At 63.0% G+C, this 13,194-nt stretch carries 9 protein-coding genes; 4 read left to right on the top strand and 5 right to left on the bottom strand.

Going from position 1 to position 13,194, the window contains the following annotated elements; translation table 11 throughout:
• Positions 1-32 precede the first annotated feature (32 nt).
• The 4 genes from BLU39_RS21945 to BLU39_RS21930 are packed head-to-tail and all read right to left on the bottom strand — an operon-like array spanning position 33 to position 3,855.
• On the bottom strand, positions 33-290 hold the full coding sequence (locus BLU39_RS21945; protein WP_034749180.1) for a hypothetical protein: 258 nt from the start codon (positions 288-290) through the stop codon (positions 33-35).
• A gap of 38 nt (positions 291-328) precedes the next feature.
• The gene (locus tag BLU39_RS21940) at positions 329-1,135 is read right to left on the bottom strand and encodes a response regulator (protein WP_092716849.1); all 807 of its coding nucleotides are present in this window, start codon (positions 1,133-1,135) and stop codon (positions 329-331) included.
• 28 nt (positions 1,136-1,163) lie between these two features.
• Entirely contained in the window at positions 1,164-3,068 is a 1,905-nt protein-coding gene (locus BLU39_RS21935) for a hybrid sensor histidine kinase/response regulator (protein WP_254789032.1), read from the bottom strand.
• 46 nt (positions 3,069-3,114) lie between these two features.
• On the bottom strand, positions 3,115-3,855 hold the full coding sequence (locus tag BLU39_RS21930; protein WP_092716845.1) for a Crp/Fnr family transcriptional regulator: 741 nt from the start codon (positions 3,853-3,855) through the stop codon (positions 3,115-3,117).
• A gap of 235 nt (positions 3,856-4,090) precedes the next feature.
• Here BLU39_RS21930 and BLU39_RS21925 point away from each other — a divergent pair, with 235 nt between their 5' ends.
• The gene (locus BLU39_RS21925; RefSeq protein ID WP_254789031.1) at positions 4,091-6,175 is read left to right on the top strand and encodes a putative bifunctional diguanylate cyclase/phosphodiesterase; all 2,085 of its coding nucleotides are present in this window, start codon (positions 4,091-4,093) and stop codon (positions 6,173-6,175) included.
• Positions 6,176-6,184: 9 nt separating this feature from the next.
• On the opposite strand, the gene BLU39_RS21920 is transcribed toward BLU39_RS21925, so the two are convergent.
• A complete protein-coding gene (locus BLU39_RS21920) occupies positions 6,185-7,234 on the bottom strand; it encodes a porin (protein ID WP_092716841.1) in 1,050 nt (349 codons plus the stop codon).
• Positions 7,235-7,752: 518 nt separating this feature from the next.
• On the opposite strand from BLU39_RS21920, the gene BLU39_RS21915 reads away from it, so the two are divergent.
• The 3 genes from BLU39_RS21915 to BLU39_RS21905 all read left to right on the top strand — a co-directional run bounded on the left by BLU39_RS21915 (position 7,753) and on the right by BLU39_RS21905 (position 13,189).
• Positions 7,753-10,572, top strand: a complete 2,820-nt coding sequence (locus tag BLU39_RS21915; protein WP_092716839.1) for a valine--tRNA ligase — start codon at positions 7,753-7,755, stop codon at positions 10,570-10,572.
• A gap of 112 nt (positions 10,573-10,684) precedes the next feature.
• Positions 10,685-11,140, top strand: a complete 456-nt coding sequence (locus BLU39_RS21910; protein WP_092716836.1) for a DUF2147 domain-containing protein — start codon at positions 10,685-10,687, stop codon at positions 11,138-11,140.
• 273 nt (positions 11,141-11,413) lie between these two features.
• Positions 11,414-13,189 (top strand): ice-binding family protein, encoded by a 1,776-nt coding sequence (locus BLU39_RS21905; protein ID WP_092716834.1) that lies wholly within the window; start codon positions 11,414-11,416, stop codon positions 13,187-13,189.
• The last annotated feature ends 5 nt before the right edge of the window (positions 13,190-13,194 follow it).

The raw sequence follows: 13,194 nt of genomic DNA, 5'->3' as shown, positions 1-13,194 counted from the left end.
ATTTCTTGCAGGTGTCGTCTTTGTACATCGCTCTACTTCTTCTTGCCCCAGCGCCAGCTGGTCGGTTCGCCCTTCAGCTGGCAGATGAAAATAAGCACGGCAACGATGGCCACTTCATACACGATGTAGCCGACCAGCATGGTTTGCGGCGGGAACAGGAAGGCGCCGCAGGCGAACAGCGCCAGCGCGGCCAGGAACACGAGCCAGCCCTGCCACGTGATGGGCAAGCCCCAGCCCCAGCCATAGGTCTTGGCGGGGAACCAGTATTGCGGCGTTGATTTGTCAGTCATGATTTTTCCTGGTCAGTATCGATAGCACCCAGTATAAATCAGGCAATGCGATGGCGCTCCGTGACATCGAGGCCGATGCCGCGGTAGCCGATGAAGCGGCTGCCATTGTCGAACATCGGTTCGCCGCTCACTTGCAGGTACTGCGTGCTGCCGTCGAGGTTGGCGCGGCTGTAGATGAAATCGAGGAAAGGTTCGCGCGCGGCAATTTTTGCATCGAGCAGCGCTCGTTCGGTGGCGTTCCAGCGCTGCGGCTCTTGTTCGCTGCCGATGCCCAGCATTTCAGCCACGGGACCGGAAAAGCGCGTCAGGTTGCCCTGCGCATCCTGTTCCCAGTACCAGTCGGACGACAGTTCCGTGAAGCGCTGGAAGCGCGCTTCGCTTTCGCGCAGCTCCGCCGTGCGCTCTTCCACCATCTGCTCGAGCGACTTGTTGTATTCGGCCAGCTTCTGGTACAGCAGGCGCACTTCCAGCATGTTGTGGATGCGCGTTTTGACTTCCACCAGGTCGAACGGCTTGCTGACGAAGTCCTTGGCGCCCGCCTGCAGCGCGCGCAGCTTGTGGCCGGGCTGGGCCGTGATCACCAGCACGGGCAGGTAGCTGCCCGCTTCGATGTCGCGCAAGCCTTCCATGACCTCGAAACCATCCATTTCCGGCATCTGCAAGTCGAGCAGGATCAGGTCGTAGCGGTGCTGCTGGTGCAGCGCGTGCACGGCTTGCGGGTTCATGGTGGACGTGATGCGCGTATAACCGGCATTGCGCAGCACCTGCTCCAGCAGCATGACGTTCGCCTCCTGGTCATCGACGATGAGGATGCTGGCGTTCAGGATCTCGGTGGCTTGAAGCATGGCGGTATTCCTAAAAATAAATGCTGAATTAGCGTACTGCGTGAATGTCGTCGGCCAGGCCGTGCGCGGCCGCATGGTGCAGGGCCACGTCGAGCGCATCCATGAATTCGACGACCTTGATCGGCTTGGTCAGGTAGCGGAAGAAGCCCGCTTCCAGGCCCTTCTCGATATCGCGCGGCACGGCGTTGGCCGACAGCGCCATCACGGGAATATGGCTCGTGAGCGGGTCGTCATGCAGGATATGCAGGGCGCCAAAGCCGCTGATGCCGGGCAGGTTGATGTCCATCAAGATCACGTCCGGCTGATACGTGCGCGCCAGGTCGATGCCCAGGTGCGCATCGATGGCCGTCAGCAGCTTCAAATCGCTGCGGCGGGCGATCAATTGCTCCACCAGCGCCAGGTTGGCGGGATTGTCTTCCACGTACAGCAAGGTGCGCTGGCTTTCCTGCGGCTCCTGCACCTGCGGCAGCGCGTCGCCGTCGCCCAGCACCAATGCCGGCGCGCTGCTGGCGGCCAGCTCGAACCAGAATGTGGTGCCCACGCCGACCGTGCTGTCGACACCGATGGTGCCGCCCATCAATTCGACCAGTTGCTTGGTGACGACGAGGCCGATGCCCGTGCCCTCTTCCGTGCTGTTTTCCTGTCCCAGGCGGTTGAATGGCTGGAACAGCTGGGCCACCTGGCCCGCGTCGAGGCCGGCGCCGCTGTCGCGCACGCTGACCCGTACCTTGGTGCCGCGCTGGCTGCAATCGACGGTGACGGTGCCGCCGCCCTGGTTGTACTTGATGGCGTTCGACAGCAGGTTAACCATCACCTGTTTCACGCGCGTGCGGTCCGCATGCACGAAGTAGGCTTCGCCGCAGCGGGGGAAATGCATGCGGATGCCGCGCTTTTCCGCCTGCGGCGCGATCATCGCCTGGCAATCCTGCAGGACGTCAAGCAGCGACATCGCTTCCTGCGACAAGGTGACCTTGCCCGATTCGATCATGGCCAGGTCGAGGATTTCATTGATCAGGCGCAGCAGATACCAGCCGCCCTTGAGGATTTGCTCGATCGAGCGCTGCTGCGGCGGGCTCGGTGGCGGCACGTCGGACGCCATCAGCTGCGCAAAGCCCAGCACGGCATTCAGCGGCGTGCGCAATTCATGGCTCATGCTCGACAAAAATTCGGACTTGGCGCGGTTGGCCTTTTCCGCCACCTGGCGCGCCTTCGTCAACTCCGCATTATTGCTCTCGACCAGCGAACGCGTGTACGCCTGCTGTTCGCGCAGGCGCTGGTCCAGCAAGGCCTGTTCCGCCTCGACCTGCTTGCGCACCGTGTTGTCCGTGCCGATCAGCAAGTAACCGATGACCTTGCTCTGCGCGTCGCGCAAGGCCGTCACGGAGACGATGGCGGGGAAGCGGCTGCCATCGTTGCGGATGTAGGTCAGTTCATAGATGTCTTCGATGCCGCGCGTGGCCTTGAACACGAGCGCTTCCACGCCGGGCGTGATGACGGTGTCGAGTTCGGCACTGAGGGCCGCCGCGCGCGCAACGATTTCCTGCGCGTCAGAAATACCGGCCGGCGTCAGCTTGTCGACCACGTCGCTCGCCGCATAGCCCAGCATGCGTTCGGCGCCCACGTTGAAAATCTGGATCACGCCCTGCGCATCGGTGGCGATGCACGAGAAATTGGCGCTGTTGAAAATCGCATCCTGCAAGGCGCCCGCCTTGAGCAGCTGGCGCGGCAGGCTGGCCGCCAGGGTGCGCCGGTACAGCGCCACGAGCAGCATCAGCAGCAAAAATACCAGCGCATCGATGACGCAGGCCGTCTCGAACGGCGCGCGCCAGGCCAGCAGGCCGATGGCCAGCAGCACGATGGCGCTGAACGAAAACGCCAGCGCCATGGGCCAGCGCGACGGTGCGCGCGGGGGGGTGTTTTCAACAGATTGCATGAGCTAGCCTGGGCTTGTGACTACGATAAGAGGAAAGATGCGGTATTCAGTGCGCCTGGCGCTGGCGCACGTCCGACAACAGGCGCGTGAATTCTTTTTTCACCACGCCATAGCATTCGCACACATGGCCTTCGAGGCCGGCGCGGTCCAGCACGGAGATATGGCCGCGCCGGTAGCTGATGAAGCCGCGCGTCTGCAAACGCCCGGCCGCTTCCGTCACGCCTTCGCGGCGCACGCCCAGCATGTTGGCAATCAACTCCTGTGTCATGGTCAGCTCGCGGTTCGGCAGGCGGTCCATGGTCAGCAGCAGCCAGCGGCACAGCTGCTGCTCCACCGTATGGTGACGGTTGCACACGGCCGTCTGCGACATTTGCGTGATCAGCGCTTGCGTATAGCGCAGCAGCAAGCGCATGACGGGACCGGCGCGGTCGAATTCTTCCATCAGCAAATACGCCTTCAGCCGGTAGCCGACGCCACCCGTCTGCACGACAGCGCGGCTCGGCGTCGAGTTGCCGCCCATGAACAGCGACACGCCCACGACGCCTTCATTGCCGACGCCGGCAATTTCCGACGAGCCGCCATTTTCCAGCAGGTAATGAATGGAAACGATGGCCGTGGTGGGAAAATACACATGCTGCAGCTTGTCGCCCGAATCGTAGATCACGTCACCGAGCAACATGGACACTTGCTCCAGGTGGGGGGCCAGGCGCGCGAAATCGGCGTCGAGCATGGCGGCGAGCAAATGGTTTTGATTCGGGTTGTGCAACTGGGCATGCGGACTCGACATGGGCAGGTTTCCTGTTTTCCAGTCGTCAGCTAGGGGATCGATGAAAGGCGTCCGAACGAGGGGCGCCATGTGGTGCAGCGTAACACAGCGCTGGCACAGTGACCCGACTATATTTCTTGTCGGCATTGCTGTCCGTTCGGTAGCGAACGGACGGCATTTCGCCGCGCACCCTACAGTCAGTCACTGCCCGGCCTGCCTGATCATGGATCGGCACCGGCGCTGCCACGGGACCACCATGCAATCATTCTTCAAACGCATCTCCATTTCCGTTTCCACCTCGGCCCTGCTCACGCTGGCGTTCGGACTGTGCCTGACGGCCCTGTGCTACGCCTCGGCGCGCCAGATCGAGGCGGAAAGCGCACGGCTGCTGCTGCAGTATCACGCCAGCGGCCACACCTTGGGCGCCGCGCTGCTGCCGGCCAAAGGCATGGGCCTGGATGCGAACCATCGCGGCTCGCTGTATGTGCTGCTGGGCGGAGTGCTGTCGAGCCTGCTGGCAGCGGCCTATGTGTTTCAGCTGGTGTCGCGCAATTCCGTGATTGCCCGCATCACGGGCGAACGCACGGCGGCGCTGCAGTTTGCCAATTTGCGCCTGTCCGAAGACATCGCCGCGCGCATGCACAATGAAAAATCGCTGCGTTTGCGCGAACGCATCATCGAAGTGTCGGCCAACGCCATCATCCTGTGCAGCGCCGACGCGCCCGGCTACCTGATCGAATACGTCAACCCCGCCTTCGAACGCATCACCGGCTATGCGGCCAGCGAAGTCATCGGCCAGCGCCTGGAAGACTTGCAGGGACCGGAACAGGGGCGGCAAGACATGCACGCCATTACGGCGGCCCTGCGCGAACAGCGCGAAGGCAAGGCCATCGTGCGCAATTTCCGCAAGGATGGCAGCAGCTACTGGAGCGAGCTGTTCGTCGCGCCCGTGCGCGACGATGGCGATGGCGCGCTCAGCCATTTTGTCGTGGCGCAATACGACATCAGCACCGTCATGCGTTTCGAACAGGAGCTGGAATTCCAGGCCAGGCACGATATCCTGACGGGCCTGGCCAACCGGGCCCTGCTGCGCGAGCGGCTGGAACAGGCAATGGCCGTGACGCGGCGCAGCGGCCTGCCCCTGTGGGTGGTCTTCATCGACCTCGACCGCTTTAAATTCGTCAACGATACCCTGGGCCACGATGCGGGCGACCTGGTGCTGAAAAGCGTGGCCGAGCGCCTGGGCGGCGCCACGCGCGAAGTCGATACGGTGGCGCGCCTGGGCGGCGACGAATTCGTGCTGCTGCTGCCCCAGCATGGCAATGGCGAACCGGGCGCCGCCATCCTGCAACGCATCCAGGACGCCGTGGCGCAGCCGCTGCAACTGGGCGAATATGAATTTTTTCTCAGCTGCTGCATGGGCGTGGCCGTGTATCCCGACGATGGCGTCGATGCCGACACCCTGATCAAGCATGCCGACATCGCCATGTACCGCGCCAAGGAACAGGGACGGGGCCACTGGCAATTCTATGCTTCAAGCATGAATGCGGGCACCCTGGAGCGGCTGGAACTGGAGAGCGAGTTGCGCCACGCGCTGGAACGGGGGCAATTCCACCTCGAATACCAGCCCCAGCTGGACCTGGCCAGCGGCGCGGTGGTGGGCATGGAAGCGCTGCTGCGCTGGCAACATCCGCAGCTGGGGCGTGTTCCGCCTGCCAGCTTTATCGGCCTGGCCGAGGAAATGGGCTTGATCATTCCCATCGGCGACTGGGTGCTGCGCACGGCATGCGCCCAGGCGCGCGCGTGGCAACTGGCCGGCCATGGCCCGCTGCGCCTGGCCGTCAACCTGTCGGCGCGGCAATTCAAGCAAAAGAACCTGCTGCACGCGGTGGCGCAGGCGCTGGCGGACACGGGATTCGACGCGGCCTGCCTGGAACTGGAATTGACGGAAAGCATGGTCATGCATGACGTGGAGCAAGCCACGGCCATCATGGCCAAGCTGAAGGCGCTGGGCGTGCAACTGTCGATCGACGACTTCGGCACCGGCTATTCCAGCCTGGCCTACCTGCGCCACTTCCCCATCGACGTGCTGAAAATCGACAAGACCTTCGTCAGCGACATCACACACAGCATGGACGACGCGGCCATCGTGCGCGCCATCATTTCACTGGCGCACAGCCTGCGCCTGAAAGTCATCGCCGAAGGCGTGGAAACGGAACAGCAGCTGGCCTTCCTGCGCCGGCACGGCTGCGACCAGATGCAGGGCTACCTGTTCAGCCGCCCGCTGGCCGCCCCCGCCTTCGAAACATTGCTGCTCGAAGGCAGCATGCTGCCCGTTTAGCGCACAGTCTTAAAACGCGTGGCGCAGGCCGACGTTGAAGGCGCGGTTGCCCGTGCCCACTTCCGTGGCATTGCCCACCATGTAGGCGGCGTCGTTGCGGTTGCGGATGTGCGCGTAGGCAACATACACCTTGCTGCGCTTGGACAAGGCATACGTGGCGCCGACGGCCAGCTGCCGCGCATCGCGATTGGCCGCATCGCGGTCATCCTTGTGCACGTACGAGGCCAGCAAGGTCGTCGCGCCCAGCGGCACGGACACGCCGACGATGGCGTCGCGGCTGTCGGTCGACTGGGCCGGCGCCTGCGCCGCGCCGTACGGATTTCCACCAAAGAACATGGTGCTGCCGTCGCCCGTGTTGCGGCCATAGCCGGCAAAGGCCGTCGCCACGCCGAAGTTGTAGTTGCCGGCCAAGATGGTGTTGTTCACGTCGGCCTTGCCCGGCTCGCCGGCACGGCTCTGGCGCGCCAGGCGCAAGGTCAATGGGCCGTTCACATAGCCGAGGGCCAGGCCCAGTGAACGCTGGTCGGCCGCAATCCCCGTGTGTTCGCCAAAGCCGTACAGGACCGTGGCCGTCACGCCGCGCATTTCAGGTGTGGAATAGCGCACGGTATTGTCGATGCGCGTGGCCGAATAGCCGGCCAGATTGGTTGCAGCACCGGCAAAGCCGCCCTCGAACGGGTCGGCCACGTCGGTCAAGGCCTGGCTTTGCAGGTTGTACTGGCGGCCCACGGTCAGCATGCCCAGCGGGCTGTCGATGCCGACGAAAGCCTGGCGACCGAACAATTGCCCCGCCTGGTCGGAGCGGCCCGTGTCGCTCAGGACGCCAGCTTCCAGGGTGAACACGGCTTGCAAGCCATTGCCCAGCGATTCCGTGCCGCGCAAACCCAGGCGCGAGCCGGCCGATATGCCGCTGGTGAGCTTGCTGACGCCGCCTTCCTGCACCAGGCCCGCGTCCATCAAGCCATACACATCAACGGACGATTGGGCGTGGGCCGCAGGCAAGGCGCCCACGGTGGCGATGGTCGAAACGAGGCCGACGGTGATCGAGATTTTTTTCATGCTGGTTTCCTTGTATAGGCGAAACCAGGAAAAGAGAGCGGCCATGGCGCGGCCACAGGCGCCAAAGGCGCGCTGAGGAGTGCCGTATCGAAAGACGACTGGCCAGGCAGCAAGATTCCTGGCTAAGCTGTGGCGGCAGCGGCGTGCAATGACACGCCGCGTTGATTCCGCCGTGAATGGTGCACCGCTGGCGGTGCGCGTGGCTCAGGCGCCCGGCCCGAAGGGGACGCTCTGAAAGTGGCTGGCATCGCGTATGCGCTGGCCTTGAGACGCGGACGTGTGTTGGATATGAAACTTGGATACAACCGCGTCTGCTGGCGCCGTCCGCAAGGATGGGGCAGGAGGCGCCGAGGCCGGCATTATAGCATCGGCCACCCTTTTACCCCCGTTTTATTGCGCCATCTGTTGTTAGTTCGCGGCCCGCCAGGCCGCCAAAACACTGAAAAAGGACGCTAGCCACGCTGCAGGCGATGCCGCGTCATCTATAATGGTTCCTTTTGCCAATCACACGCCAAATCATGGAATTAGCCAAGTCTTTCGAGCCCGCCGACATTGAACAATTCTGGCGCACCGAGTGGGAACAGCGCGGTTACTTTACCGCCACCCTCGATGCCGGAAAACCTTCCTTCAGCATCCAGTTGCCGCCGCCGAACGTCACCGGCACCCTGCACATGGGCCATGCGTTCAACCAGACCATCATGGATGGCCTGACACGCTACCACCGCATGCTGGGCCACAACACGGCCTGGATACCCGGCACCGACCACGCGGGCATCGCCACGCAAATCGTCGTGCAACGCCAGCTGGACGCGCAAAAGATTTCGCGCCATGACCTGGGCCGCGAGAAATTCGTGGAAAAAGTGTGGGAATGGAAAGAAAAATCCGGTTCCATCATCACCGGCCAGATGCGCCGCCTGGGCGCCTCGGCCGACTGGCAGCGCGAATACTTCACGATGGACGAGCCGCGCTCGAAAGTCGTTACCGACGTCTTCGTGCGCCTGTTCGAGCAAGGCCTGATCTACCGCGGCAAGCGCCTCGTGAACTGGGACCCCGTGCTGGGCACGGCGGTGTCCGACCTGGAAGTGGTGTCCGAGGAAGAAGACGGCTCCATGTGGTACATCAAATACCCGCTGGCCGACGGCAGCGGTTTCCTGACGGTGGCCACCACCCGTCCTGAAACCATGCTGGGCGACGTGGCCGTGGCCGTCGATCCGACGGACGAGCGCTACACTGCGCTGGTGGGCAAGATGCTGAAACTGCCGCTGACCGACCGCGAAATCCCCATCATCGCCGACGAATACGTCGACAAGGAATTCGGCACCGGCTGCGTCAAGATCACCCCCGCGCACGACATGAACGATTACGCCGTGGGCCAGCGCCATAAACTGGCGCAGATCGTCATCCTGACCCTGGACGCGAAGATCACCGACGACGCGCCGCAAGCCTACCGCGGCATGGACCGCTTTGCCGCGCGCAAGCAGATCGTCGCCGACCTCGACGCGCAAGGCTTGCTGGAACAGGTCAAGCCGCACAAGCTGATGGTGCCGCGCGGCGACCGCACGGGCGTCGTCATCGAGCCGATGCTGACGGACCAGTGGTTCGTCGCCATGAGCAAGCCGGCCCCGGAAGGCACGTTCTTCCCGGGCAAATCGATCGCCGAAACGGCGCTCGATAAAGTCGCCAATGGCGATATCAAGTTCGTGCCGGAAAACTGGAGCACCACCTACAACCAGTGGCTCAACAACATCCAGGACTGGTGCATCTCGCGCCAGTTGTGGTGGGGCCATCAAATCCCCGCCTGGTACGACGACAAGGGCAATATCTTCGTCGCCAAGACGGAAGCCGAGGCACAAGCCAAGGCGCAGGCCGCCGGCAGCACGGGGCCGTTGAAACGCGACGACGACGTGCTCGACACCTGGTTCTCGTCCGCCCTGGTACCGTTCTCGACCATGGGCTGGCCGGAAGAAACACCGGACATGAAGGCCTTCCTGCCCTCGTCCGTGCTGGTCACGGGTTTCGACATCATCTTCTTCTGGGTCGCGCGCATGGTCATGATGACGGCGCACTTCACGGGCAAGGTACCGTTTGAAACCGTCTACGTGCACGGCCTGGTGCGCGATTCGACAGGGCAAAAAATGTCCAAGTCGAAAGGCAACACCCTGGACCCGATCGACCTGATCGACGGCATCGACCTGGAAAACCTGATCGTCAAGCGCACGACGGGCCTGATGAACCCGCGCGACGCGGAAAAGATCACCAAGGCAACACGCAAGGAATTCCCGGAAGGCATTTCCGCCTACGGCACGGACGCCGTGCGCTTCACCATGGCCAGCTACGCTTCGCTGGGCCGCAACATCAATTTCGACCTGGGGCGCTGCGAAGGCTACCGCAACTTCTGCAACAAGATGTGGAACGCCACCCGTTTCGTCATGATGAATACGGAAGGCAAGGATTGCACGCCGAACGACGCCGACCTGTCGCAAGCGGACAAGTGGATCATCTCGCTGCTGCAAAAGGCGGAACTGGACGTGGCCAAGGGCTTTGAAGACTTCCGTTTCGACAATATCGCCGCCACCATCTACAAGTTCGTGTGGGACGAGTATTGCGACTGGTACCTGGAAGTGGCCAAGGTGCAAGTGCAACAGGGCACGGAAGGCCAGCAGCGCGCCACCCGCCACACCCTGCTGCGCGTGCTGGAAGTCGTGCTGCGCCTGGCCCATCCGATCATCCCCTTCGTCACGGAAGCCCTGTGGCAGAGCGTTGCGCCGCTGGCCGGCAAGCTGCCGAAGGCCGACGGTGAGCCCAAGGGCGTGTCCATCATGATGCAGCCGTATCCGATCGCCAACACCGACAAGATCGATGAAGCGGCCGAAGCGTGGATGCAGCAGCTGAAAGCCTTGACGGATGCGACGCGCAACCTGCGCGGCGAAATGCAGATCTCGCCTTCCGTGCGCGTGCCGCTGATCGTCGAAGCAGGCAATGCCAGCGAGAAAGAAGCGCTGGCGTCGTACGCACCGTACATCCAGTCGCTGGGCAAGCTGGCCGACGTGCAGATCGTCGATGCATTGCCGGACTCGCCAGCGGCCGTCGCCATCGTCGGCACGACCAAGCTGATGCTGAAAGTGGAAATCGACGTGGCCGCCGAACGCGAGCGCCTGGGCAAGGAAATCGCCCGCATCGAAGCGGAAATTGCCAAAGTAAACAGCAAATTAGGCAATGAAAGCTTTGTCGCGCGCGCCCCCGCCGCCATCGTTGCGCAAGAAAACGAGCGTTTGCTCAGTTTTTCGGCGACAATTGAAAAACTGCGCGAACAGTTTGCTAAACTAGCCAGCGCATAAGGCAAGTTTGGAAGGATTGTGCGGCGTCATCCGTGACGCCGCGCAGCACTGCTGGTCTTGCCTTGGTATATAACTGTTCGTGACACGATCAAAAAACCAATGGAGACTAGCGATGCATAAAGTATTCAAAGCAAGCGTACTGGTGGCCGCCCTGGCCATCGCCGGCAGCGCCACCGCGCGCGACGGCAACTTTACCCCCGTGGGCACGTGGAAAACCATCGACGACGCCAGCGGCAAGCCGAAATCCCTCGTCGTCATCACGGAAAACAATGGCGTCTTGCAAGGCAAGATCGAAAAACTGTTCCGTGCCCCGAATGAAGATCAAAATCCCAAGTGCGACAAGTGCACGGGCGCCAAGAAAGACCAGCCCATCATCGGCATGGTGATCCTGTCCGGCCTGAAATATGACGGCAAGGAATGGACGGGCGGCGAAATCACGGACCCGGCCGATGGCAAAACCTACAAGAGCAAAGCGGAACTGACGGAAGGCGGCACCAAGCTGCAAGTGCGCGGCTACATCGGCGTGCCGATGTTTGGCCGTTCGCAGACGTGGGTGCGCGAAGAGTAAGCCCCTCCCTGCCCTGATGAAGCCGGCCTTAGCGCCGGCTTTTTTGCGTCTGTTTACCGCACACATCCGTTGTTTTTCAGGCCGAATCGCCTTTTTTTGAACCTATCTCCGAATGCCAAGCGCCTATGCGCGCCACCGAACATACTTGAAGTTTCCTAGATGAAATAGTGCATGCCTGTGACGCCATCGCCCTGTAGCGAAAGGCGGCATGGCTCTGCCGGATGACCTCATCCGCGGATGACCGGCAATAATTGCCATGCACAAAGGAACTATATGAATCTCTTCAAGCGATATCTGAACCCGCTGCTCGTCTCGGCAGGTTTGCTGGCCATGGCCACCCTGGCCGGTTGCGGCGGCGGCGACCAGGGACGCGATCCCATCCTCGGCTTGCCGGCTGCCACCTTTTCCAGCCTGGCCGTCACGCCAGCCACGGCCACGGTCGCCATCGGCGCGGGCCAGCAATTTACGGCCATCGCCACGTATAGCGACGGCTCCGCGCAAGACGTCAGCGCCAAGGCGGCCTGGACGTCGGCCACGTCGGCCAGCGCGACAGTCAATGCCGCCACGGGCTTGAGCACCGGCATCGCTGCCGGCAACAGCAGCATCAGCGCCACGTTCGGCGGCAAGAGTGCGGCGGCCCAGTTGACCGTCTCGCCCGCCACCTTGACGGCGATTGCCATCGTGCCGCTCGCGCCAGCCATCGCCATCGGCGCAACGCAGCAATTCACGGTAACGGGCAGCTTCAGCGACGGCGCCACGCGCGACGTCACGGCCGTCTCGGCCTTTGCCTCGGCCAACCCCGCCACGGCCAGCATCGCCGCTGGCGGCCTGGCCCTCGGCAAGATTGCCGGCACGACGCAGATCACGGCCACCACGGGCACGCTCACGGCCAGCACCGTACTGACCGTCACCCCGGCGACCTTGCTGTCGATCGCCGTCACGCCGCAAAACCCCATCGTGCCCGTCGCCGCGACGCGCCAGCTGGCCGTCCTTGCCACATATTCGGATGGCAGCAGCGTTGACGTCACGTCCGGCAGCAGCTTCGTTTCCGCCACACCAGCTTCGGCCACCGTCGCCAGCGGCGGCCTCGTCACCGGCGTTACCTTTGGTACCAGCGTCATGAATGCCAGCTTCAACGGCAAGACAGCCAGCACCACCGTCACCGTGCCTGCCATTACCCTGGTCAGCATTGCCGTCACGCCAGCCACCGCCAGCATCGTTGTCGGTGCCCAGCAGCAATTCATTGCCACGGCAACGTATTCGGACAGCTCGAACGCCATCATCACCAACAGCGCCGCCTGGACGTCGGGCACCGTTGCCAATGCCAGCGTGCTGAACACGGGCGTCGCCACCGGCATTGCCGCCGGTACCAGCAGCATCACGGCCACGGCCGGCGGCCAGTCGGGCAGCGCGCTGCTGACTGTCACGGCCGTTGCCATCCCGCCCGTCCTGAACCCGATCATCCTGGGCCGCGCCGCATCGTTCGGCGTGCTGGCCGGCACCTCGATCACGAATAATTCGGGCGGCACGACCCTGGTCACGGGCGACGTCGGTTCGCCTTCGCAAACGGTCGACCCGACCCAGGCGACAGGTTTTACCAACTACAAGTCGGGCGCCATCCTGGCCGGCGCCATGACGGATCTGCAAGCGGCGATCACGGACGGCAATAGCCGGACTTGCGACGTCAGCTTTGCCGGCGGCATCGACCTCGGTGGCCAGACTTTCGGCCCCGGCGTGTATTGCTATGCGGGCGCCATCAGCATCACGGGCACCCTGACCCTGAACGGTCCCGGCGTGTACATCTTCCGCACGGCGCTGACCTTGAACTCGACCGTCAATTCGGTAGTTGCCCTGAACAATGGCGCCACGGCCGACAACGTCACCTGGCTGCCCGTCGGCCCGACCACCCTGGCAGCGAACAGCGTCTTCAAGGGCAATATCCTGGGCCAATCGGCCGCCATCACGGTGGGCGACAACACGACCCTGCTCAATGGCCGCGTGCTGACGGCTGCCGCCGTTACCCTGCGCAACAACCAGATCACCAAATAACCGGG

This window comes from Janthinobacterium sp. OK676, assembly GCF_900103595.1.
In the GTDB taxonomy this organism is placed as follows: domain Bacteria; phylum Pseudomonadota; class Gammaproteobacteria; order Burkholderiales; family Burkholderiaceae_D; genus Janthinobacterium.
The sequence above is the reverse complement of the archived record's forward strand: the minus strand, read 5'-3'. Positions and strand labels throughout refer to the sequence as shown.